This is a genomic window from Paenibacillus sp. FSL M7-1455 (genome assembly GCF_038004655.1).
In the GTDB taxonomy this organism is placed as follows: domain Bacteria; phylum Bacillota; class Bacilli; order Paenibacillales; family Paenibacillaceae; genus Paenibacillus_AQ; species Paenibacillus_AQ cookii.
Window position 1 is genome coordinate 1,671,707 of sequence record NZ_JBBORO010000001.1, and the last position, 24,353, is coordinate 1,696,059.

20 protein-coding genes are annotated in these 24,353 nt (G+C 56.7%); 17 read left to right on the forward strand and 3 right to left on the reverse strand.

Annotation, left to right across the window (positions count from 1 at the left end):
- The first annotated feature begins 114 nt into the window (after positions 1–114).
- From NYE48_RS07705 to tnpA, 9 genes are all read left to right on the forward strand, one after another.
- Positions 115–1,077, forward strand: coding sequence for an ABC transporter permease (locus tag NYE48_RS07705; protein ID WP_036706504.1), 963 nt, complete (start codon positions 115–117; stop codon positions 1,075–1,077).
- Positions 1,078–1,093: 16 nt separating this feature from the next.
- On the forward strand, positions 1,094–2,002 hold the full coding sequence (locus NYE48_RS07710; protein ID WP_340997865.1) for a carbohydrate ABC transporter permease: 909 nt from the start codon (positions 1,094–1,096) through the stop codon (positions 2,000–2,002).
- A 46-nt stretch (positions 2,003–2,048) separates the two neighbouring features.
- A complete protein-coding gene (locus NYE48_RS07715; RefSeq protein WP_212950404.1) occupies positions 2,049–3,659 on the forward strand; it encodes an extracellular solute-binding protein in 1,611 nt (536 codons plus the stop codon).
- Positions 3,660–3,789: 130 nt separating this feature from the next.
- Positions 3,790–6,090: a glycoside hydrolase family 3 N-terminal domain-containing protein gene (locus NYE48_RS07720; RefSeq protein ID WP_340997868.1), complete on the forward strand. Its 2,301-nt coding sequence runs from the start codon at positions 3,790–3,792 to the stop codon at positions 6,088–6,090.
- A gap of 79 nt (positions 6,091–6,169) precedes the next feature.
- Entirely contained in the window at positions 6,170–7,531 is a 1,362-nt protein-coding gene (locus tag NYE48_RS07725) for a sulfatase-like hydrolase/transferase (RefSeq protein ID WP_340997871.1), read from the forward strand.
- Positions 7,532–7,730: 199 nt separating this feature from the next.
- Positions 7,731–8,285 carry a TetR/AcrR family transcriptional regulator gene (locus NYE48_RS07730; protein ID WP_341000614.1) on the forward strand — a complete coding sequence of 185 codons (555 nt, stop codon included), beginning with the start codon at positions 7,731–7,733 and terminating at the stop codon, positions 8,283–8,285.
- 201 nt (positions 8,286–8,486) lie between these two features.
- Positions 8,487–9,899, forward strand: coding sequence for an MFS transporter (locus NYE48_RS07735; RefSeq protein WP_340997872.1), 1,413 nt, complete (start codon positions 8,487–8,489; stop codon positions 9,897–9,899).
- 70 nt (positions 9,900–9,969) lie between these two features.
- Positions 9,970–10,527, forward strand: coding sequence for an NADPH-dependent FMN reductase (locus NYE48_RS07740; RefSeq protein ID WP_340997873.1), 558 nt, complete (start codon positions 9,970–9,972; stop codon positions 10,525–10,527).
- Positions 10,528–10,716: 189 nt separating this feature from the next.
- Positions 10,717–11,190 carry an IS200/IS605 family transposase gene (gene tnpA, locus NYE48_RS07745; RefSeq protein ID WP_340996591.1) on the forward strand — a complete coding sequence of 158 codons (474 nt, stop codon included), beginning with the start codon at positions 10,717–10,719 and terminating at the stop codon, positions 11,188–11,190.
- A 185-nt stretch (positions 11,191–11,375) separates the two neighbouring features.
- On the opposite strand, the gene NYE48_RS07750 is transcribed toward tnpA, so the two are convergent.
- The gene (locus NYE48_RS07750; protein WP_340997874.1) at positions 11,376–12,254 is read right to left on the reverse strand and encodes a LysR family transcriptional regulator; all 879 of its coding nucleotides are present in this window, start codon (positions 12,252–12,254) and stop codon (positions 11,376–11,378) included.
- 179 nt (positions 12,255–12,433) lie between these two features.
- Here NYE48_RS07750 and NYE48_RS07755 point away from each other — a divergent pair, with 179 nt between their 5' ends.
- The 7 genes from NYE48_RS07755 (at position 12,434) to NYE48_RS07785 (ending at position 20,769) form a co-directional block, all read left to right on the forward strand.
- Positions 12,434–13,669 (forward strand): amidohydrolase family protein, encoded by a 1,236-nt coding sequence (locus NYE48_RS07755; protein WP_340997875.1) that lies wholly within the window; start codon positions 12,434–12,436, stop codon positions 13,667–13,669.
- Between the two features lie 30 nt (positions 13,670–13,699).
- Positions 13,700–14,932, forward strand: coding sequence for an amidohydrolase (locus NYE48_RS07760; RefSeq protein WP_212951321.1), 1,233 nt, complete (start codon positions 13,700–13,702; stop codon positions 14,930–14,932).
- Between the two features lie 178 nt (positions 14,933–15,110).
- On the forward strand, positions 15,111–16,319 hold the full coding sequence (locus tag NYE48_RS07765) for an acyl-CoA dehydrogenase family protein (protein WP_036706521.1): 1,209 nt from the start codon (positions 15,111–15,113) through the stop codon (positions 16,317–16,319).
- A 170-nt stretch (positions 16,320–16,489) separates the two neighbouring features.
- A complete protein-coding gene (locus NYE48_RS07770; protein ID WP_340997877.1) occupies positions 16,490–17,107 on the forward strand; it encodes a LysE/ArgO family amino acid transporter in 618 nt (205 codons plus the stop codon).
- Positions 17,108–17,324: 217 nt separating this feature from the next.
- Positions 17,325–17,951 carry a nitroreductase family protein gene (locus NYE48_RS07775; protein WP_036706528.1) on the forward strand — a complete coding sequence of 209 codons (627 nt, stop codon included), beginning with the start codon at positions 17,325–17,327 and terminating at the stop codon, positions 17,949–17,951.
- 158 nt (positions 17,952–18,109) lie between these two features.
- Positions 18,110–18,748 carry a phospholipase D-like domain-containing protein gene (locus tag NYE48_RS07780; protein WP_340997881.1) on the forward strand — a complete coding sequence of 213 codons (639 nt, stop codon included), beginning with the start codon at positions 18,110–18,112 and terminating at the stop codon, positions 18,746–18,748.
- A 185-nt stretch (positions 18,749–18,933) separates the two neighbouring features.
- The gene (locus NYE48_RS07785; RefSeq protein ID WP_340997883.1) at positions 18,934–20,769 is read left to right on the forward strand and encodes a UbiD family decarboxylase; all 1,836 of its coding nucleotides are present in this window, start codon (positions 18,934–18,936) and stop codon (positions 20,767–20,769) included.
- 72 nt (positions 20,770–20,841) lie between these two features.
- Here the strand turns inward: NYE48_RS07785 and NYE48_RS07790 are convergent, their stop codons facing one another.
- A complete protein-coding gene (locus NYE48_RS07790; protein ID WP_036706532.1) occupies positions 20,842–22,011 on the reverse strand; it encodes an oxalate decarboxylase family bicupin in 1,170 nt (389 codons plus the stop codon).
- Positions 22,012–22,214: 203 nt separating this feature from the next.
- Between NYE48_RS07790 and NYE48_RS07795 the strand changes: the two genes are divergently transcribed.
- Positions 22,215–22,754 carry a GNAT family N-acetyltransferase gene (locus NYE48_RS07795; protein WP_212951330.1) on the forward strand — a complete coding sequence of 180 codons (540 nt, stop codon included), beginning with the start codon at positions 22,215–22,217 and terminating at the stop codon, positions 22,752–22,754.
- Positions 22,755–22,841: 87 nt separating this feature from the next.
- Here NYE48_RS07795 and NYE48_RS07800 read toward each other — a convergent pair whose 3' ends face one another.
- Positions 22,842–24,344 (reverse strand): ABC transporter substrate-binding protein, encoded by a 1,503-nt coding sequence (locus tag NYE48_RS07800; RefSeq protein WP_340997887.1) that lies wholly within the window; start codon positions 24,342–24,344, stop codon positions 22,842–22,844.
- Positions 24,345–24,353: the final 9 nt, after the last annotated feature.

The following is a 24,353-nucleotide window of genomic DNA, read 5'->3' on the forward strand; positions in this document are numbered from 1 at the left end:
GTCCCGCGGGGTCGGATATCTTTGGGGTTGTAAGCGCCGTCAGCCCGCCGGGGCATGTAGTCCGGAAAGGAGCGGGCAGCCAAAACGTTCATCAGTGGATGAGGGAGTGGTTCTATGCAGGATACGAAAACGGCCATCCCGCTGGGAGCGGTACCGAAACGCAAAACATCCGGCAAAGGCGTCTGGAAAAGAATCGTCCAGAACTGGGAATTGTACATCTTTATTGCGCCGGCGTTTCTGTACTTTCTCATTTTCTCCTACGGGCCGATGTACGGCATCCAAATCGCGTTCAAAAACTTCATTCCCACCAAAGGGATCACGGGCAGCCCGTGGGTCGGATTCGACCATTTCATTCGTTTTTTCCATTCGTATTATTTTTGGGATTTGTTGTGGAACACGCTGAGCATCAGCTTGTACGAACTCGCCGTCGGATTTCCGATTCCGATCATTCTGGCGCTTGCGTTTAACGAGGTCAGAAACGGCTTTTTCAAAAAGCTGGCCCAAACGGTCACGTACGCGCCGCATTTCATTTCGGTCGTCGTCATGGCCGGGATGATCATCTCGTTCCTGTCCCCTTCGACGGGCATCGTCGTTCATGTCATTGAAGGGCTCGGCCTTCAAGCGCCTGACTTTTTGACGGATCCGAGATGGTTCAAAACGATGTACGTGTTATCGGGCGTGTGGCAAAGCGCGGGTTGGGGCACGATCATTTATTTGGCAGCGCTTTCCGGCGTGGACCCGGGGCTTCACGAAGCGGCCATCATCGACGGGGCTTCGCGGTTTCAGCGCATCCGCCATATCAACATCCCGACGCTCATCCCGACGATGACGATCCTGCTGATTCTCAATATGGGAAGTTTGCTTGGGGTCGGCTTCGAAAAGATACTGCTTTTGCAAAATCCGCTCAACATGAGTTCTTCCGACGTCATCTCGACGTTCGTGTACCGTTCGGGGCTCGTGGATGCCCAATACAGCTTCTCGACGGCCATCGGCTTGTTTAATTCCGTGATCAACTGCGTGCTGCTGATCGTCGTGAATCAAATCGTGCGCCGGACGAGCGAAAACAGCTTGTGGTAGAAAGGAGGATGCGCGGATGCTTTCGGGCGTAAAAGAAACCAAACGCGACAAGGCGTTTCTCGTCTGCAACTACATTTACGTTTTTTTGGCCTTTGCGATCGTGTTTTATCCGCTGGTGTATATGATCAGCGCATCGATCAGCGATCCGAAGTTCGTCGGTTCCGGGGAAATGTGGCTGTGGCCGAAAGGCATCACTTTTGAAGGCTACAAACGGGTGTTTGAAAATTCGAACATTTGGAACGGATACGCGAACACCATTTTATATACGGTGGTAGGGACCGCCATCAACCTCGTGGTTACGCTGCCGGCAGCTTATGCGCTGAGCCGCAGGGATTTCGTCGGCCGCAACTTCTTTATGGGCATGTTCATGGTGACGATGTTTTTCGGCGGCGGGCTGGTACCGACCTACCTGCTGGTGAAGCAGCTCGGCATGATCAACACGATGTGGGCGATCGTCATTCCGTCTGCGGCATCGATTTGGAACATCATCGTGTCCCGCACGTTTTTCCAGAGCTCGATTCCGAAGGAGCTGCAGGAGGCCGCGCAAATCGACGGCTGTACCAACATGCGGCTGTTCGTGAAGATCATCCTGCCGCTGTCGATGCCGATCATTGCGGTCATGGCGCTGTTTTACGGCGTGGGCAACTGGAACAGCTATTTCTCGGCGCTTATTTATTTGAACGATTCGGCCAAATATCCGCTGCAGCTCGTCCTGCGCCAAATCCTCGTGTTGCAGGAGATGGCGGCCCAGGGCGGCGGGGCGATCGACGCCTCGACGGCCGCGGCGATGAACAGCAAAGCCGAGATTGCCGCGCTGGTGAAATACGCGGTCATCATCGTGGCCACCGTGCCGGTCATCGTCATTTATCCTTTCCTTCAGCGTTATTTCGTGCAAGGTGTCATGATCGGTTCCGTCAAGGGCTGATCTTGCCATATATCAATAACTTACATTGAAAAAGGGAGTTGTTGTCATGAACAAGATTCGCAAGGCTTCATCCATTGCGCTCTGCCTCGCGGTGTCCGTCAGCCTGTTGGCGGCGTGCGGTTCCAAAGAAGGAGCGGGAGAAAAAGGCTCAGCGTCCCCGTCAGCGGCCGAAGGCGTCAAAAAAGAAGGCTTCCCGATCGTTGACAAACCGATTACGCTTAAGGTGATGTCCCAGGATGCGGGGAAAGCGGACTGGAACCAGATGCCCGTCTTGAAAGAAATGGAGAAACTGACCGGCATTCACCTGGAGCCCCAGCTTTCGCCGATCGACAGCTTCGCCACGAAGAAAAACCTGATGTTCGCGAGCGGCGATCTGCCGGATATGCTGTACGCCGCCGACCTGAAGCCGTCGGAGCAGGTAACCTACGGTACGCAGGGCATCCTGCTGCCGCTTGAAAAATACATCGACGAAGGATACGCGCCCAACATTAAAAAAATACTCGACGAGCATCCGGACGTGCGCAAATCCTTCACGACGCCGGACGGACATATGTATGCGCTTCCGTTCATTGATACGGCCGCCGTTTGGTACCGCAGCCCGATGTGGTACAACGGCAAATTCCTGAAAGCCTTGAACGTCACCGAACTGCCGAAGACGACCGACGAGCTGTACGCGTTCCTGAAACGCGTCAAGGAGGAGGACCCGAACGGCAACGGCAAAAAGGATGAAATTCCGCTGACTTCCGTCAAGCTGGACGACCTGCGCATGTACTTCTTCGGCTTCTGGGGCATGTACGACGAAAAAATTTACGCCGACAAAGACGGGAAAGTGCATTATTCTCCACAGGAAGAAGGCTACAAAGGATATTTGACGTTCATGAACAAGCTGTGGAAGGAAGACCTGCTGGACCACGAAACGTTCTCGCAGACGCCTGACCAGAAAAAGGCGAAAGGGCAGGACAACCGAATCGCATTGTTTAACGACTATTATCCTTACTTTACGCTCGGCGGCGAGCCAAGCGGGGACAACCCGCTCATGACGCCGGTGAAAAGCGAAATTCCGGGCACGCCGGTCTACGGCAAACATCCGGGCATGTCCGCCAACGGCACCTTTGCGATCACGAACAAAAACCCGAATCCGGAAGCGACCATGCGCTGGATCGACTACCTGTACGGCTATGAAGGTTCCACGCTCTTCAACCAGGGACCTGAAGGCACGCTGTGGAAATATAAAGACAAGGAAAACCACGTCAAGGAATGGCTGCCGGTTCCGGGCGGCGGCGACCGCGAGGAATATCGCGGAACGATTACGCCGAACTTCGGCATTTTGACGCCGGGCATCAACGATCCGGAAGTCACGAAAGGGCTGCGGACCGACTTTGACGCCTGGATCGATAAAGAAAACGCCGAAAAACTCGTGCCGATCGGCAAAACGCCGTTCCCTAACGTATACTTGACGAACGAGGAACAGTCGGAAGCTTCCGCATTGTTCTCCGACCTGGATACGTACGTGCAGCAGATGGAGGCGAAATTCGTCACCGGGCAAGTGCCGCTGTCCGATTGGGACAGCTACGTGGCGCAGCTGAAGAAAATGGGGGCCGACCGCATCGTCGAGCTGTACCAGGGAGCATACGACCGCTGGAACTCCGGAAAATAACTTGAAGTTCCAAGCCGCAATAGCCAACAACTCCGGCGTTTTCGCCGGGGGTTGGCTATTGCCTTTATTGTTTCATCGAACGATTGCATGCCGGGAAAACCGGATATGTCACGGAGGAGGAGCACGACCGGTGAATTACAAAGACGCATCTTTAAGCATCGAAGCCAGAACGGAGCATCTGCTCGGTTTGATGACGCTGCAGGAAAAAGTAGGGCAGCTCGTGCAGCTGTTCGGCTGGAAAGTGTACGAACGAAACGGCGGGCAAATTACGTTGACCGAGTCGTTTAAAGAGGAAGCGGCCCAAGGCAAAATCGGTTCGCTTTACGGCGTGCTGCGCGCCGATCCGTGGACGGAGGTCACCCTGGAGACGGGACTCTCCCCGCGGGAGGGGGCGGAAACGATGAACGCCATCCAGCGTTGCGCGATAGAGCATTCGCGGCTCGGCATCCCGATCCTGTTCGGGGAGGAATGCTCCCACGGCCATATGGCGATCGGGGCCACCGTCTTTCCGGTTCCGTTGTCGCTGGCCAGCGCATGGAACCTGGAGCTGTACGAGCGGGTATGCCGGGCGATCGCGCTTGAGACGCGCAGCCAGGGCGGGGCGGCGACGTATTCCCCGGTGCTGGATGTCGTCCGCGATCCGCGCTGGGGCCGCACCGAGGAAACGTACGGGGAAGATCCTTACCTGGCCTCGGCCATGGCGGAAGCGGCCGTCAGGGGGCTGCAGGGGGAACGCCTGGACGCGGATGACAGCGTCGTCGCTACCCTGAAGCATTTTGCGGGCTACGGCAGCTCCGAGGGCGGGCGCAACAGCGCGCCGGTGCATATGGGGCTTCGGGAGCTGCACGAGGTGGATTTGAAGCCGTTTCGGGCGGCCGTCCGGGCCGGAGCGAAGTCGGTCATGACGGCGTACAACGAAATCGACGGCATCCCTTGCACGTCGGATCCGTATTTGCTGACGGACGTGCTGTGGAAGCAGTGGGGCTTCGACGGGTTCGTCATCACGGACTGCGGGGCGATCAACATGCTCGTATGGGGACATGATACGGCGGCAAGTCCGGAAGAAGCGGCCGCGTCCGCGCTGAAGGCCGGCGTCGACATGGAAATGTCGGGGGACATGTTTCGGGCCCATCTGGAGCAGGCGGTGCTGAACGGGCGCGTGGACATGGCGGTCCTGGATGAGGCGGTATCCCGCATTTTGCGCATCAAATTCGAGCTCGGATTGTTCGAGCGGCCGTACGTGGACCCGGAGCGCGCGGCCCGGATCATCGGCAGCCGCGAACATGCCGCTTTGGCCCGCCAGGCGGCTCTTGAAGGCATCGTGCTGCTGAAAAACAAGGATCGCCTGCTGCCGTTAAGCAAGGATGGCGCCGGCAAAATCGCCGTCATCGGACCGAATGCGGACAACATGTACAACCAGCTTGGGGATTACACGTCCCCGCAACCCCGGCAAAACGTCTCCACCGTTCTGGACGGCGTCCGGAACCGGTTGGCGCATGCGCCGGAGCGCGTGTTTTACGCGCCGGGATGCAGAATCAAGGATGACAGCCGGGAAGGGTTCGACACGGCGGTCGAAACGGCGGCAAAAGCCGACGTGGTCGTGCTGGTGCTCGGCGGTTCGAGCGCGCGCGATTTCGGGGAGGGCACGATCGACCTGCGCACCGGCGCATCGATCGTCACGGACAGCCCGCACAGCGACATGGACTGCGGGGAAGGGATCGACCGCGCCACGCTTGCGCTGTCGGGCGTGCAAAGAGAGCTTGCGCAAGAAATCGCAAAGCTGGGCAAGCCGCTGGTCGTCGTGTACATCAATGGACGGCCGGTTGCGGAGCCGTGGATCGACGAACGCGCCGATGCGATCCTGGAAGCATGGTATCCGGGCCAGGAAGGCGGCAACGCCCTTGCCGACCTGCTGTTTGGCGATGCCAATCCTTCGGGCCGGCTGACCGTATCGATTCCGAAGGATGTCGGCCAGCTGCCCGTCCGTTACAACGGAAAAAGAACGACCGGAAGACGTTACCTTGAAACCGATACGAAACCAAGCTATCCGTTCGGGTACGGGCTCAGCTATACCGAATTCGAATACGGGCCGTTGTCCCTTTCGGACTCCGAAATCGCGGCAAACGGGAGTACCCGGGTAACGGTCTGCATAACGAATAAAGGCGGCCGGGCAGGAGCCGAAACCGTGCAGCTTTACATCGGCGACAAAGTCAGCTCGGTAACCCGGCCCGCAAAAGAGCTCAAAGGCTTCGCCAAAGTGTTCCTTGCGCCGGGAGAAACCCGGGAAGTGACGTTCGAGATCGGAACGGAGCAGCTTTCTTTCGTGGGAAGGAACTTGGAGGAAACCGTTGAGGAAGGCGAATTCGACGTTATGGTCGGCCCTCATTCGGCGGATGTTCAGACCGTTTTATTGCGGGTCAGAGGAGTGTAGGGACGAACACGGAAGCGCTGCCGTGGACTCGGCAGGATACCGTTAATGACGCTTTTTCAAAAAGGAGGGATGCTGCAACATGAAAAAACCAAACGTCGTTTTTATCATTTCCGATGATCACCGTTACGAAGCCATCCGGTCTTCAGGCAACGGCGTCATCCAAACGCCGACCTTGGACGCGTTGTCGGGCGAAGGCACGGCGCTTGAAGGAATGCATATTTTCGGGGGACTGACGGGGGCGGTTTGTGCGCCGAGCCGGGCTTGCGTCAACACGGGCCGGCCCATCTTCCGCTCGATGGTCGGAAGCGACGTCAGCGTCTGGGAGCACTCCGTGAACATACGCCCCGACGTTCCGCTGATGCCGCAAACGTTCCGGGCGGACGGATACCATACCTATGCCGTCGGCAAGTGGCATAACGACAAGGGGAGCTTTGCCCGGAGTTTCGCCGGGGGAGACAAACTGTTTTTCTACGGCATGAGCGACCATGACCGCGTTCCGGTTCAGCCGTTTGATCCCGAAGGCAGCTACCCGCAGGAACGCGAACAGGTTTGCGAGACGTTCTCCACCGAGCTGTTTACGAACGCGGCCGTCGATTTTATCCGGGAATACGATCGCGAGCAGCCTTTTTATCTGTATCTCGCTTATACCGCCCCGCATGATCCCCGTACCGCGCCCGAGCCGTATGCGGGAATGTACGATCCGGAGACGATCCCGCTGCCCGCCAATTTCTTGGAGCGCCATCCGTTTGACGCGGGGGATATGGAGGTGCGGGACGAAAAGCTGGCGCGGCTCCCGCGGGACGAAGCGGAAATCCGCCGCCATATCGCCGATTATTATGCGATGATCACCCATATGGACGCCCATATCGGGCGCGTCGTCTCCGCGCTGAAGGACAAAGGGATCTACGAGGATACGATCATCGTGTATACGGCGGATCACGGCTTGTCGATCGGCCAGCACGGGTTGATGGGCAAGCAGAACGTTTATGACCACAGCATTCGGATTCCGTTCATTCTGCGGGGACCGGGCGTTCCGCAAGGACGGCGGATTCCGGCGCTGGCCAGCAACATCGACATGTTTCCGACGCTGGCGGAGCTATGCGGGCTCCGGATGCCTGCCGGTGCGGGCGGGGTGAGCCTGGTTCCCCTGCTCGAAGGCCGGGAGCGTCTCCGTCCTGTAGTCTGCACGGCATACCGCGATGTGCAGCGGATGGCCAAGGACGGCAAATGGAAGCTTATCCGCTATTACCGTTCGCCGGTGACCGATACCGGAACGGACCGGATCCAGCTGTTCGATTTGGAGGCCGACCCTTGGGAAACGAACGACGTTTCAGGCGACCCCGCGAATGCCCCGCACATCCGGCGGCTGGCGGAAGAACTGCAGCGCTGGATGGAGGAATACGGCGATTTCATGCAGGAGAGGCCCGTTTTGCCGAACTAAACAACGAAGCCGGTTTCGAAGCCGGCAATCGATTTGTCCCCGCAAATGATCCTTGATGCAAGGAAAATAGGCGGGGCTTTTTTTATGGCCATTGACACTTGGAACATCTTGGGATAGACTATGACTGTCAGTACGCACTGTCACGATGGCTGAAGGAGATGAAGCGACATTGGAAAACGCACTGTGCAACCGGGACAAAATGCTGCTTTCCGCCATCGAACTGATTGCGGAAAAGGGATATAAAGGGGTGACCACCCAAGAAATCGCCGCGGCCGCCGGCGTCAGCGAAAAAACGCTGTTTCGCCATTTCGGCTCCAAGCGGAACCTGGTCGACGAAGCTTTTGAACGTTTCCATTATTCCGGGGAAATGTCGAAGCTGTTTCAAGAGAAGATTACGTGGAATTTGCACGCCGATCTGCTGCTCATTGCGCGGACATACCACGAGATGATGAGCCGCAACCGGAAAATGATTTGGATCAGCATCAAGGACGAAGCGCATCTTCCGGGAATCCGGCAGCAAACGCAGCAGCACCCGCGGCGGCTGATGGAGTTTTTGACGCAATATTTCGTGGCCATGTCCGAAAAGGGGAAGCTGGTCCGGACGAATCCGGAGCTTCAGGCGATGTCCTTTTTGATGATGCATTTCGGCGCATTTTTGAATGAGCTGGAAAAAGACGAAAACTTCCCCGGCGTAACGCTGGATGCGTTTATCGAGGAAAGCGTCCATATTTTTGCGAAAGCGTTGACCCCGTGACCTTTTCGCGCGGCCTTCCCGGGCATGGTCCCGCTCGCGGAACGGATTTGCGGAAAGAGGTCCCACCGTATGTTTTTTCGGGGCAATGGGATGATCGGGTTCCAACCGTTCGGAAACCTAGAACTACGTCTTCACGACGTTTTTCTTTTGCTGTACATGTCAGTAAGCACTGACGGACACTTTTGGAGGAGGATGAGAGATATGGAGGAAGAAGCCCGGCAAAACCAGGCCATGAAGCTGATCCGTTTATTGGCCTGCACCTTGATCATATCCGTCATGAGCGCGGGGATGTTCAACATCGTGCTTCCGCAAATCCGGGAGCAGTTCCATTTGACCCTTTCGCAGGTCAGCTGGATGACGTCCGTCTATACGCTCATTTATGCGATCGGGACCGTGATTTACGGCAAGCTGGCGGACCGGTACCGGCTGAAGCAGCTGCTTACGGCAGGCCTGCTCGTGTTCGCCGCCGGTTCCGTGCTGGGGCTCTGTTCCGCGACCTTCGGGATGGTCATCTTCGGCAGGGCGCTTCAGGCGGCAGGGGCGGCCGTCATCCCGGCAACGGCGACGCTGATCCCCGTCCGATATTTCCCCGTGGAAAAAAGGGGAACGGCCATGGGCATGTCGGCGGTAGGGCTGGCGATCGGCAATGCGCTGAGCCCGGTCGTATCGGCGCTCGTGTCCAGCGTGGCGGACTGGCGCTGGCTGTTTTGCATCCCGCTGCTGACGCTGCTTTTGTTGCCCTGGTACCGCAAATATTTGAACGACGAGCCGGGAACGGCGGCAGGGGTCGATTGGCCGGGAGCCATTCTGCTCGGCGCGGGAGTAGGCATGCTGCTGTTCGGCTTGTCGGAAGATTCGTGGCTGCTTATGGCAGGAGGCGCCGCCGCGTTTATCCTGTTCGGGCTCCGGATCAAATCGGCTGAGGCGCCTTTCATTCAGCCGCAGCTTTTAAAGAATAAAAGCTACATGGTTTACCTGGCTGGCACCTTCCTGATGACGGGCATTTCATATTCGCTGATCTTTTTGAGCCCGCTGCTGCTGGCGGAAGAGCAGCGGCTGTCGTCCGGATGGATCGGGCTCGCCCTTGTGCCCGCAGCCTTATGCTCGGCGCTGCTGGGGAAAAAGGGAGGCAAACTTGCCGATGCGCGGGGCGTGTCGTTCGTGTTCCATATCGCCTCCGTCCTGCTGCTGTCCTGCTTTGCCTTAATGTCGGTCTTCACGGGGGCACCGCCGGCGGCCATCGCCCTGATTTTGGTGCTGGGCAACGTCGGCCAAACCTTCATGAACATTGCGCTCGCCAGCTCGGCGTCCAAAACGCTTCCCAAGTCGCAAACGGGCGTCGGCATGGGCATGTTTTCCATGATGAATTTCATCTCGGGGAGCGTCGCCGTAGCCATTAACGGCAAATTCATGGACCTGGGCTCAAGCCGCGTCTGGAATCCGCTGAGCTTCGGCACCGGCGGCGGGGGATATATCTATTCGAATATATTCCTGGTGCTTGCGGCCGCGCATGCCGTGCTGCTGATCGCAGGGCATTGGTATTTGAAAAGGGAGAGCCGCTCCGGCATCAAGCCGGCAGGTGCGCCGGCAGCACAGCCGCAGGGAAAGGCATAACAGGCTCCAATGACGCGATTCACCTATGTATTTAGAACCATTATCCAATAAAAACAGGGAGGAAAAACACATGTTGAACATTGCCATCATTATCGGAAGCACGCGCCCGGGGCGCCACGGAAAGGCCGTAGCGGATTGGGCGTACGACATCGCCAAACGGCGGGAGGACGCCAGGTTCGAAATCGTCGACATTGCCGATTATAACCTGCCGCTGCTGGATGAGCCGATGGGGGCGGCATCGGGCCAATACACGAAACCCCATACGATCGCCTGGTCGGAAAAAATCAAATCGTTTGACGGCTACGTTTTCCTTGCTCCGGAATATAACCATGCCATTTCGGGAGCGCTCAAAAACGCCATCGATTATTTATATTACGAATGGAACAACAAAGCGGCCGGCATCGTCGGTTACGGCGGAGGCGGCGGCGTGCGGGCCGCGGAAAACCTGCGCCTCATCGCCGGCGAGCTCATGCTGGCCGTCGTCCGCGCGCAGGTCGGATTGACTTTTCATGGCGATTTCGAAAACTATACCGTGTTCAAACCGGCGCCGCATCAGGAAGGGGTTTTGAATACGATGCTGGATCAGGTCATCGCCTGGAGCGGCGCGCTGAAAACGCTGCGGGAATAATTGCGCATAAGAAAGAGGAAACACGCCGGACACGGCGTGTTTTTGTTTTAGGCTTTAGCCAGTTGAGCTCGCGAAGCGTGCGAAACAAAAAACCACCCGCTATGCGGGTGGAGGGAACGAGGGTTTGACCAACAAGACCATCCCGATAAAATTGAGATGTTCAGGCTCAATTGAAAGGAATGGTCTTAGATGGCAAACAAGAACTATAGTTTAGCTCACACAAAGTGGATGTGCAAATACCACATTGTATTCACCCCGAAGTATAGACGGAAAGAGATCTATAATCAAGTGAGGAAAGATTTAATCGAAATTTTCAAACGATTATGTAAATACAAGGGAGTAGAGATCATAGAAGGTCATATGATGCCAGATCACGTACACATGCTGGTAGCGATACCACCGAAAATTTCAGTATCAGCCTTCATGGGATATCTGAAGGGGAAAAGTGAGCTAATGATCTTTGAGAAGCATGCGCAATTAAAGTATAAATATGGGAATCGGAAATTTTGGGCGGAAGGATACTACGTCAGTACAGTAGGCTTAAACGAGGCAACCGTCGCAAAATATATTCGTGAACAAGAAGCACATGACCAGGCAGTGGACAAACTGAGTGTGAAGGAGTATGAGGACCCTTTTAGCATAAATAGTAGCAAGAAAAAGTAAACCAGTTTAACTGGTAAGTGAAAGAGACAAATTACACTGAGCCTGAACAATTTATTGTCAGGCTAGCGTCTTTAGGCGCAGTTTGGCAACAGGGGGTTATACCCCAAGTGCAAACCACCCGTTGGACGGGTGGTTATGATTTTTCGTTTGCACCGGATTCCCTTTCCTTGCATTTCGAAGGACGATCACTGGCGCTCCTCTTGAATCAGCTCGACAAAATGCTGGGCCGTTGCGGACAAATGATGGCCTTTGAGCCAAATCAAACCGGTGGCGCCGGTCAGCTGGGGATCCGTTATTTTGGCGGCATGGAGGTTCCCGTCGGAAATTTGGCGGGTAACCGTCTCGGGCACGATCGCCGAACCGAATCCGGAAGATACAAGCTGGAGAAGCAGCGGAATGTCGGAGCATTCGGCGACGATGTTCGGTTTCAGCTGCCGGGCGGTGAACGCCATGTGAATCGTGTAGTGAACGCCCAAACCTTCCGTGCTCGGCAGAATCAGCGGCACGTCTTGGAGATCGGAAAGGGACACTTCCGAACCGCTTCCGCGCATCTTTGGCGACGTCAGGCAATAAAACGGCTCCGTATGCAAATGGATGACCGAAAACGCGTCCAGCTCCAGGGGCAAACGGATGATCGCAAGCTCCAGCACCCGGTTTTTGACCAATTCGCACAGGCGGGAGGATTCGTTTTGCTGGATTTTGTACGTTACATGCGGATAACGGGCCTTGAACCGGTGCAGCAAGCCGGGCAGTTCCACGGAAGACAACGTGTTGATCCCGATGTTCAGGCTGCCTTTCGCCCCTTTCCCGACCTCCATCACTTCGGAAACGGCTTCGTCCATCAGCTGCGTCATTTGCAGGGCATACCGGTACAGCGCTTTTCCGGATGCGGTCAGCTCCAGCGTTTTGCCGCTGCGTTCGACAAGGCGCGTTCCCAGTTCGTCTTCCATCGCTTTCAGCTGCTGGCTAAGCGGCGGTTGGGACATATGCAGCCTTTGGGCCGCGGCGGATATCTTCCTCTCCTCCACGATGGCGATAAAATATTTCAGCTGCCTGATATCCATGATTCCCCTCCATAGGTCCAAAGTACATCGATGATGCTGAGGTTAGACGGTTTATCTATATGATTAACGTTTGCAATTGAAAGGTTATTAATATTTTTCATATAGTCATCCCCATGTTAGCATAGATGATACGCAATCCGATAGATCCAATTTCGAACAGGCAGGAGGCAAAAGGACGGATGCAAAACGACCATTTTTGGTTCACCCATGTGCGGCTCGAAACAGGCTACCGCCTCGAAAACGGGGTCGTGACCGGCACGGAAACGGGCATCTTCCATATGAGGGTCGAACAAGGGAACATCGCGCAAATCGAACCGGAAACGTTTGTTTTCGAGGATTCGCTGCCCAAACGGGACATGAACGGGAAGCTGATGCTTCCTTCGTTCCGGGACATGCATATCCATTTGGACAAAACCTACTACGGAGGGCAGTGGAAGGCTCCAAGCATCGCGACGAACGGCATTTTTACGCGATTTGAAGAGGAAAGGGAACTGCTGCCGAAGCAGCTTCCGGTGGCGAGGGAACGCGCGGGCAAGCTGATCGAGCTGCTGCTGCAAGCCGGAACGACGCGAATCCGCAGCCACTGCAACATCGATCCTTCGATCGGGCTTCAAAACCTGGAGGCAACGCTCCAAGCCGCCGAGGATTACAAAGGAAAAGCCGGGATCGAAATCGTGGCGTTTCCGCAGCACGGGCTGCTGCTCAGCCAATCGGTTTCCCTCATGCGGGAGGCTTTGAGAAACGGGGCGTCGCTGGTTGGAGGCGTCGATCCGGCGACCGTGGACGGCGACATCGAAAAATCGCTGCAGACCACGATGGAGCTTGCGGTGGAGGCGGATGCGGACATCGATTTGCATATTCACGACGGGGGACATCTCGGGTTGTTCACGTTCCAGCGGCTGGCCGATTTGACGGAAGAAGCAGGCTGGCAGGGCAGAGTGACCATAAGCCATGCGCTGGCGCTGGCCGACATTCCGCAGGAAAAAGCCGCGGCCTTCGCCGACCGTCTGGCCGGCTTGGGGATATCGATCGCTTCCTCCGTGCCGCTCGGGCGGACGATCCCGATTCCGCTGCTGCATGAGCGCGGGGTGAAGGTATGGCTTGGGGACGACAGCATTACCGATCACTGGTCCCCGTTCGGCAAAGGGGACGTGCTGGAAAAAGCGGGAACGCTGGCGGAACGTTTTCACCTCGTGGACGAGGTCGAGCTGGGGCAAACGCTCGGGTTTATTACCGGGGGCGTGACGCCGCTGAACCGGAACGGCGAGCGGATGTGGCCGCGCGTCGGGGATGAAGCAAGCGTCGTGTTCGTGGACGCCGGCTGCTCGGCGGAAGCCGTGGCCAGAAGGTCTGAGCGGGTCGCCGTCTTTTTCAAAGGCAATCTCGTTGCCGGGGCGCTTCCGGCCGCCCGCTGAACTTATGTCGAATAGAAAGGATGACCGATGATGGAACATCGCTATTGGTTGATTAATGTCCGTTTGGAGAGCGGTTATGAGACGAAGGACGGCGTCGTGACCGGCACGAAAACGGAAGTGCGCCATCTGCTGATGGAGGAAGGGAACATTGCGCAAATCGTTCCGGCGGACCGGCCGATCGAAGACGGGCTTCCGCAAATCGACGCGGGGTACCGCCTTGCGCTGCCGTCTTTTATTGAAAAACACTGCCACCTGGACAAAACGCTGCTGGGCGGACGCTGGAGACCGGTCACGCCGGTGAAGTCGATTTTCGGTCGGCTCGACGAGGAGAAGAGCTTCGAGGCGTCGCGCTCCATCGCGATTCGCGACAGCGCGGCGAACTACCTGGAAGCGTCTTTAAGATCGGGGGCCACCCATATCCGGACGCATGTGGACATTTTTCCGGAGGTCGGGCTTTCCCACTTGGAAGAGGTGCAGCAGGCGCTGCATCTGTACAAGGACAAGCTGTCCCACGAAATCGTGGCGTTTCCGCAGCAGGGGCTGCTTCGTTCAAATTCGGAAAAGCTGGTGCGGGAAGCCGTCCGGCAAGGCGCGGGTTATGTCGGCGGCGTCGATCCGGCGACGGTGGACGGAGACGTGGAAAGATCGCTGCAAACGATGGTGACGATCGCCGCCGAGGAACATGCGGGAATCGACCTGCATCTGCATGATCCGGACCGTCTGGGCATTTTTACGATCAAGCGCCTGGCGGAGCTTACCGTCGAAGCCGGGCTGCAAGGCAAAGTGGCCGTCAGCCATGCCTTCAGCCTCGGGGACATTCCTGCTGCGCAGGCGGCGGAAATGGCGGATATGCTTGCGGACGCGGGCATCACGATCATCACGAGCGTTCCGATGGGCCGGAAATTTCCGCCCGTGCGGCTGCTGCATGACCATGGGGTTGCGGTCGCCGTCGGCTGCGATAACGTGTTCGACATTTGGTCGCCGTTCGGAAACGGGGACATCCTGGAACGCGCAGGCCGATTGGCCGAAATTTCGGGCTTTGCAAACGAACGCGCGCTCGGCCAAACGCTGGGGTATATCACCGGCGGCGTGACTCCGCTGGATGAAGCCGGCGTTCAGGCTTGGCCGAAAGCAGGAGACGAAGCAAACCTGGTGCTGGTCGAGGCCTCTTGTTCCGCCGAAGCGGTCGCCAGAAGATCCAAGCGGGCTGCAACCTTGTACAAAGGGGTTGTCGTCGCAGGCGCTTTGGATCAAGAGCAATAAGATTCGGCCGGTCCATGACGGCAAAAGCCGCAAACACAGAAAGCGTGTTGCGGCTTTTTTTGCGCCCATGTTTTTGTCCGGAATCGGGGGCCGAGGAGAATCCGGATAAACGTTTTGGAAATTCCGACTAAAAGGGTATACAATAAAAGGAATGAAGCAGCAGAGGGGAGAATGCCGCATGAATTCCATCCAATCGGATCCGTTTGTAAGAAATGAGCGCGAAAAAGGCATCGCAGCCCGGTCCGACCGGCTTGCGGCCTTGTTTGCGGAGCGTGCCGCGCTGCACGACCGCGAAGGGTCGTTTCCGTTCGAAAACTTTGAAGATTTGCGCGAAGCCGGGTATTTGGCATTAACGGTGCCGCAAACATTCGGCGGGGAAGAAGCATCCTTATATGAAATGCTGCTTGCGCAAGAGCGGCTTGCCAAAGGCGACGGGTCGACGGCGCTGGCCGTCGGCTGGCATGTGAGCCAAGTGCTGCAGATGAGGATCAAGCAGTCGTGGCCGCCGAAGCTGTACGCGGATTTTTGCCGGAGCGTCGTCGAACAAGGCGCCATGATCAACCAGTTTGCAAGCGAACCTTCCACGGGCAGTCCGAGCCGGGGAGGACGCCCGCAGACTTCCGCAACCAAAACCGGGGGCGGTTACCTGTTAACCGGGCGCAAAACATTCAGCTCGCTGATTCCGGTCCTCGATCAGTTTACGGTCACGGCGTTCGTCGAAGACGAGGAACGCATCGGCACGTTTTTCGTGCGCAAAGGTCCCGGCGTCGGCATCGACGAAACCTGGGATACGCTCGGCATGCGGGGAACCGGAAGCCATGATTTGCTGCTGGACGGCGTGTTCGTGCCGGCGGAGGAAAGAATCGACGGAAACGAAGGCGACGGTCGAGACGCCGGGGAAGGGATGTCCGACCACGGGGGCGCGCTGCTGCATATCCCCGCATGTTATTTGGGCATCGCTTGGGCGGCCCGCGATTTCGCGGTGCGATTCGCCGCGGATTACCGGCCGAGCAGCCTGCCCGGACCGATCGCGGAGCTGCCGCATATCCAGCAAAAAATAGGGGAGATGGAGCAGGAGCGGATCACCGCCCGCACGCTGCTGTACAGCGTCGCGGACCGCTGGGACCGTCTGCCTGAAGAGCGGGCTTCCATGAGGCCGGAGCTGGGCCTCGCCAAAACGGTGGCGACGAACGCCGCGATTCGGATCGTCGATTTGGCCATGCGGATCGTGGGCGGATCGAGCCTGTCGCGCAGCCTGCCGCTCGAGCGGATGTACCGCGACGTCCGCGCCGGCCTGCATAACCCGCCGATGGACGATTCCGTCATCGCCATGCTTGCCCGGCGGGCCGTTGAAGCATGCAGGAAAGGAACGAACCTTGCCGAGTGAATCGAGGGGAAAGCCTCCGGAGAAATCCGGAGGCTTTTTTGCGATGAACGGCCCGGCTATGGCCCGGCGGATGCATCTATGCGTCCGTGCGGATTTCGGTATACACAGATCCGGGATTACATGGTAGGATATAGCTTATATCATTTTGACGAAAGAGGATTGTTGAACGTATGCTTACTGCAATCATCCATGGTATCCTGCTCGCTTTCGGGCTGATTCTCCCGCTCGGGGCGCAAAACGTGTTCGTGTTCAACCAAGGCGCTTCCCAGCCGAAATTCAAGGGGGCCATACCGGTGATCGTGACGGCGGCCTGCTGCGACTCGCTCCTGATCCTGCTTGCCGTTCTCGGCGTTTCCGTCGTCGTGTTTACGATTCCCGTGCTGCAAACGGCCATCTTTGTTGTCGGCCTCGCCTTTCTGCTGTATATGGGCTGGTCGATCTGGAAAAGCAAACCGGCCAGGCTGGACAAGCGCGAAGCGGCATTGTCGCCCAAAAAGCAAATCATGTTCGCCATGTCGGTATCGCTCCTGAACCCGCATGCCATCCTCGATACGATCGGCGTGATCGGAACCAGCTCCCTCGGCTATGCCGGCGCGGACAAGCTGATGTTTACCGTCGCCACGATGGCCGTGTCCTGGATCTGGTTTTTCGCGCTGGCGTTTGCGGGAAAAACGGTAGGGGCGGTTGATACCGGCGGCCGGATATTAAACGTAATCAACAAGCTGTCCGCCTTGGTCATTTGGGGCGTGGCCGTCTACATCGCGTTGAAGCTGTTTAAGCTGGTCTGACGCGGTCCAAAGAGGTTTTCGGGCACTTGTTTAGGCCGGCGGCCGGCAATCGGAAACGACTCAAGGAAGCCATCCCGAATTCGTCCAGGTTTTGGGGATGGCTTTTTCCCGAGAAGCAAGGCAGCTGAAACATTTTACTTACTTTTTTAAAGTTCATGTGATAAAATAAGCATAATTATACCGCTTGGAAAAATATACATAGAGGAGAAGATGCATCATGAGCCAGTTTCAACAATTGGTGCAGGCCCGCAGATCGGCCAATAAGTTTAAGATGGACGTCGCCATCAGCGAGCAGGAGCTTCACGACATGTTCAGCCTCGTCAAATTCGCCCCTTCCGCGTTCAATTTGCAGCATGCCCGTTATGTGGCCGTTACGGACAAGGAACTTAAGGATAAAATATACGAGGCCGCCCATAAGCAGTACAAAGTCAAAACCAGCTCGGCCGTCATTGCGGTCCTGGGCGACCTGGAGGCTTACCGGAACGTCGGGCCCATCAATGAGGGGCTGCTGAACCTGGGGGTCATGGACCAACGGGAATTCGACGACACCGTCAACGACGTCACCCGCATGTACGAGGAGGGCGGCGATTCGTTCAAACGGGACGAGGCGATCCGCAACGCAAGCCTGTCCGCCATGCTGTTCATGCTGATTGCCAAGGACAAAGGCTGGGATACGTGCCCGATGATCGGTTTCGATCCGGAACGGCTGAAGCAGGCGCTGAACATTCCGGACCGTTACGTGCCCGTCATGCTGATTGCCGTCGGGAAAGAGGACACCGAAAAGCAAAGGCCCCGCGGATACCGCAAACCGGTCGGCGAATTCGCGTCGTTTAACGGATTATAAAAAAATGCCGCAAGAACCGTCTTTCCGAAAAGGCGGTTTTTGCGTTTTGTCGTTCCCGCAAGTCGCGGCAAACGCTGCTGCCGATTGGAAATCCGCCCTCATTTTGTTACGATGGTAGGCAGTAAAACGCCGACATTCATCACGGGGAGGGATATTTTATGAGAGCTTTCCGACAGCTTTTCTGGATCGCTTTGCTGTGCGTTGCCGTCACCGGATGCACCGGAGGCGGGAAACAGGCCGAAGCCGTCCAACCGGCGGATAACGGGACAAGCCCGACAAACCCGGCAAGCACGAACGCTTCGCAAACGACTCCTGCAGGGGACAACGCATCCAAAGGCATCCAGGCGTATTTTACCCAGGAGGGGGATCGGCCGGAGGAGGCGATCATCGAACTTATCGAGGAGGCGAAAAGCACGCTGGACATTGCGATCTACAGCCTGAACTACAAGCCGATCGTGGATGCGATCGAAGATGCCGCCGACCGGGGGGTTCGGGTGCGGATGTTGACCGACCGGGAGCATGCGGAGGAAAAAAGCAAACAGAGGGATGCGCTGCAAAGACTGAAGAAGGCCGGCATCCCGGTCAAAATCAACCGCCATGAAGGCAAAATGCATTTGAAAATGCTGGTGGCCGACGGCGTCAATGTAGAAGCGGGATCGTTTAACTATTTGGACTCCTCCGTCAAAGAAAACGACGACGTGGCGGTCATCATTCGCGACGATCAAGTCGGCCGGAGGTTCGAGGCTGCTTTTGACAGGATGTGGAACGACAAGGACCGTTTTGAAGACGACCAGTAGCATTTGCTTGGCCGGATGTAACAAAATGATGAACATTGCCTTTCCAGGCATTCGGGTGCATGAATATCGTTTGACATCCACGGGGAGTTTTGTTTTAACTATATTTAACGTAGTAGCGCGTACTAGAAGCGAAAAGCTGGAACAAACAGCTGGAACAAACTCTCATGGAGATTGGAGTCATACCATTGTATCGGAATTTGGAAGAATGCATCGTTGACCTGGAAAAACACGGACATTTGGTCCGGATCAAAGAAGAAGTCGATCCTTATCTGGAGATGGCCGCCATCCATTTGAAGGTGTACGAAGCGGGCGGCCCCGCTCTGCTTTTCGAAAACGTCAAAGGTTCGAAATATAAGGCGGTATCCAATCTGTTCGGCGATATCGAGCGCAGCAAGTTCATGTTCCGGAGCACCTGGGACCGCACCCAAAAGATCATCGCCCTGCGGGACGATCCGATGAAGGCGCTGAAACACCCGTTTCAAAACATCGGGAACGGACTCGGGGCGCTGAAAGCTCTGCCGCACAAAAAAGGAAGCGGGGTGCCCGCCGGTTTTCGGGAAATCCGGATTTCCGACCTGCCCCAAATCCAGCATTGGCCGATGGACGGAGGCGCCTTCGTGACGCTGCCGCAGGTCTATTCCGAGGATCCGGAAAAACCCGGGCTCATGCATTCTAATCTGGGCATGTACCGGATCCAGCTCAGCGGCAACGATTATGTGCAGGATCAGGAAATCGGCTTGCATTACCAGATCCACCGCGGCATCGGCGTCCACCAGGCGAAGGCGAGCAAAAAGGGAGAGCCGCTGAAGGTCAGCATCTTTATCGGCGGTCCTCCGGCCCATACGCTGGCGGCGGTCATGCCTTTGCCGGAAGGCCTGAGCGAAATGCTGTTTGCGGGCCTTTTGTCCGGGCGCCGTTTCCGGTACAGCTACGCCGACGGTTATTGCATCAGCCATGACGCCGATTTTGTCATTACCGGCGACATTTACCCGGACGACACGAAACCGGAAGGGCCGTTCGGCGACCATTTGGGATATTACAGCCTGACGCACCCGTTTCCGGTGATGAAGGTCCATAAAGTATACGCAAAACAAAACGCGATTTGGCCGTTTACCGTCGTCGGGCGTCCGCCGCAGGAGGACACGGCGTTCGGCGAGCTGATTCATGAGCTCACGGGCGACGCGATCAAGCAGGAAATTCCGGGGGTCAAGGAAGTGCATGCCGTCGATGCGGCCGGGGTTCACCCGCTTCTCCTTGCGATCGGCAGCGAGCGGTATACGCCGTATCAGCGGGTGAAGCAGCCGACGGAACTGTTGACGCTGGCAAACCGGATTTTGGGGACGGGGCAGCTGAGCCTCGCCAAATACCTGTTCATTACCGCCGAAGACGACCGCCCGCTCGATACCCACGATATCGCCGGATTTATGGCCTATATATTGGAGCGGATCGATCTGCGCCGGGACATTCATTTTTACACGAATACGACGATCGATACGCTCGATTATTCGGGAACCGGTTTAAACAGCGGGAGCAAAGTCGTATTGGCGGCTTACGGGGATGCCAAGCGGGAATTATGCCGCGAAGTGCCGCAGGTGCTTCGGGAACTGCGCGGATATGAACATGCGCGTCTGGTCATGCCGGGCGTCGTTGCGCTGCAGGGGCCTGCCTTTGAGGATTATCCGAAGGCGGAGCGGGAACTGAAAGCTCTGGGCGAAGCCGTGGCGGCCCATGGCCCGCTGGACGGCTGCCCGATGATCGTGTTGTGCGACGACAGCGCGTTCGTTTCCGATACGTTGTCCAATTTTTTGTGGGTCACGTTTACGCGCAGCAACCCGTCGCATGACATGTACGGCGTGAACGACGGCGTGCGGCACAAGCATTGGGGCTGCGACAACATGATCATCGACGCGCGCGTCAAGCCGCATCAGGCGCCGCCGCTTATACCCGATCCGGCCGTGGAAAAAAACATCGGGCGTTTGTTTGCGAAGGGCGGGAGCCTGAGCCATATCGCCATAAAATAACGTCTTAACGGGCTGCCTTTCGTTCGAACCGATCCGGGTTGGACGAAAGAGGCCCGTTTTTTTATTTTCCGGTTATTCCACGACGGGCCATTTTTCCTTGCGCAGCGCATCAAGCAGTTCGGAGCCGACGTGCAGGTTTTCGCCGACAAGCTCCTTTGGCGTCAACGCCATCCATTGGTTCAGGGAGACGTCCTCGAACCGGTCGCTGCGGAACATTTCGAGGAACCAGAGGCTTTCGGTGCCGGTATTTTGGATGTAGTGGCCGTAAGCGAACGGGACGTACCCGACGTCGCCTGCCCTGTAGTTGAAGGTTCTGGCCGCCCCGTTGCCGGCAAATACCGTCATCCTCCCTTGGCCGGTCAAATAATACTGCCACTCATCCTGGTTGGGATGCCAGTGAAGCTCGCGCATGCAGCCGGGTTTGATTTCGACCAGGGCGGCCGCGATCGTTTTGGATATCGGGAAGTTCGAGGAGTCGACGATCCGCACGCTTCCTCCCGGGGTCACGATCGGCGTTTGGGCGAGCAGCCGGTGCTTGAAGCTGAGCGGCACCGTTCCGTACGGGGAGTCGACGCGCTGGCTTTCCAGCGAACCCGGGACGGGGGCCTGGAACATGTAGACCTGTTCGTCCGGCACGGATTCGAAAGCATGCTCGGGCACGCCGAAATTGGCGGAGAGCACGTCTTTCGGCGTATGCGCAAACCAATCCGAAATCGAGAGGGTGTTTAGATCCGAGAAATGTCCGTCATCGAACACGAGCAGGAATTCGCAGCCGTTTTCTAAGCCTTGGATGGAATGCGGCAGGCCGGCCGGGAAATACCATAAATCCCCCGGGCCGATGTCGGCGATAAAATTCCGTCCGTTCTGGTCCATGGCGGTCACCCGGGCGCTGCCCAGGATCATGTAAGCCCACTCGGCCTGTTGATGCCAGTGCAGCTCGCGCACCCCGCCGGGCGTCAGGTACATGTTGACTCCCGCAAGCGTTTTGGCCACCGGCAGTTCGCGGACCGTCACTTCCCGGGACCAGCCCCCATGGTCCAGCTTCATATTCGTATCGGAAAAAGAAAATTTAAGGTTCGGCAAAAGTCCCGCGTCGGTGACCGGAGGGACGAACATATCCGGATTTTCCAGGTCCCTTAATACGTCGCGCGGCCCCCAATCCGGACCGCCTGCTCCGTCTGCCCGGACAGGCTGGGGAATATGCGGGTTGCTGCCGGACGGGCGTTTCGGGTCGTCTCTCATCGCATGATGCCTCCCGTTCATCAGTTTTTTTCAGATCCAACGTGCCATGATCCGTATCCCAAGATGTGAGATGTGTATGAACGATGGCCGGCCATTATGTTCGCCTCCGCATTCTTTTAATAAAACCTTTGCAAAATGATCCTATCAATGGCATCATATCCGTATTGTGTTCGCCAATATTTTACATAAAGGATGTGCGGGAGATGTTTCCGGAACTCGAGACGGAGAGATTGGTTTTAAGGGAAATCACGAAAGAGGATACGGACGATGTCTTTGCTTGCTTTTCGAACCCGGAGGCGATGCGTTATTATGGCCAGGATCCGTTTGAGCGCCGCGAGCAAGCGGAGCAGCTTATCGGCTTTTTCGAGGGCAACTTTCGCGACCAACGCGGGATCAGATGGGGGATCGAACGCAAACGTTCGCCGGGCCTGATCGGCACGATCGGGTTGAATGCATGGTCGCCCAAACATCGGCGCGCGGAAATCGGGTATGAAATCCATCCGGACCACTGGCGCAAAGGATACGCCTCGGAAGCGGCGGCCTGCGTGGTGGGCTATGGGTTCGAGGCTTTACGCCTCGCCCGCATCGGCGCCGTCGTGTTTACGGAAAATGCCGCTTCCAGCGGGATGCTGGAGAAACTCGGCTTTCGCCGGGAAGGGGTGCTGCGGAACTACATCGTACAATCCGGGGTTTCGCACGATACCTACGCGTACTCCGTCGTATCCGAAGGGGAGGGACGATAGGCGGGTTTCCTTTCAGGGACATTCCGTCCCTAACAAAACACCTTCCATCATTAAAAATGACGGAAGGTGTTTTTGGATGTCTTCGCCTTACTTGTTGTTTTGCGCTCTCCATTCGTCCAGCTGCTTCTGGCATTCGGCGATGATTTTGTCGATGCCTTGCGCTTTCAGCTTTTCGATCGCCTTCGGAAGCACTTTGTTTGGATCGACGGAGCCGGTGTTCAAGGACGGGCCGTATTCGTCCACGGCGTTTTTGACGTTGGCGATTTCGGTCAGCACGTTCGTCGGGTCGAACTGGAAGCCGAGCAGCGGCGCGTTGGTCGCGGACGAATTGAATTTTTCGTATTGCTCCCACTTATCCTTCGGATCTTCCTTCAGCTTGTAGAGCAGGAACATGTTGCCGAGCGTAAACGAAGGCATCGAATATCCGGAATCCGGAATCGGCTCGTACGTGTCTTCGGACAGCTTTTTGTAATGCACGCCCTCCAGGCCGTAGTTTACCAGGTTGCGCAGGTACGCGTCGGTGTTCAGCAGGTTCAGGAATTCCATCGCTTTTTCCGGATGTTTGGATTTGGCGGAAATGGCCTGCATCGAACCTGTGACGGACCAGTTGAAAACCATCGGCTCGTGAATCGGCGACGAAACGATCGGATAACCAAGGGAATCGGACCACAAAATGTCGGCGAAAGGCACGGTATGCTGTTTATCGACCAGCCATTTGCCGGTTTTTTCATGCTCGTTGCCCTGTTTGGTGGCGGCGTCCGGCGGCAGGTAGCCTGCTTTATAATATTTGTGCATCGTATCGAATACCTGCTTCGCCTCCGGCGTATCCCATACGTTGACGACCTTAAAATCCTTCGCGTCGATCGACACGCCGACCGGCAGGCCTTCGAGCGCGAAGTCGTACGGCAGGTACGGGCCGATGTTGGACGGAATCGGGTAGACGTCCGGTTCGTTGTCTTTTACCGTTTTCAGCATCGGCTCCAGGCTTTCGAGCGTCGTCGCTTTCGTCACATCGAGCTTATATTTGTCGACGAGAACCTTGTTGAAGCGCCATACGGCTTGCGCCGGAAGCTCTTTGTTCGTCGGGATGGCGTAATTGTGCCCATTGACTTTGGAGCCTTCCAGGAAGGCCGGGTTCAGCGCTTTCGTGATGCCCTGGCCGTATTTTTTCAGCAGGCCGTCAAGCTCGTAGAAGTAGCCTTTTCTTGCGCTTTCCACGTAATTGAACGCCCAGGACGAGGTGAAGGCGATGTCGAACGGCTCGCCGGAAGCGGCGATGACCTGCATTTTCTGGGAGTAATCGCCCCAGTCGATCAGGCGCAAATCGATTTCGGCATTGATTTTTTCGCCGACGTATTTGTTGACCTCCGCCATGACTTTGTCCTGATCCTTTTGCGGACCGCTGATGGTGTACCAGATCAGCTTGACCGGCTTTTCTTTTTCGGTGCTTTTGGCCTCGCTGCCGGTGCTGTCGGTTTTGGTGCCGGCCGTGTCGGAGCCGCCGTTATCCTTGCCGCCGCAGCCGGCGAGGGCCATGGAGGTCAGCAGGAACAAGCTGAGCAGGAGCGTAAGTCCTCTTCTTTTTTTCATTTCTTTTTC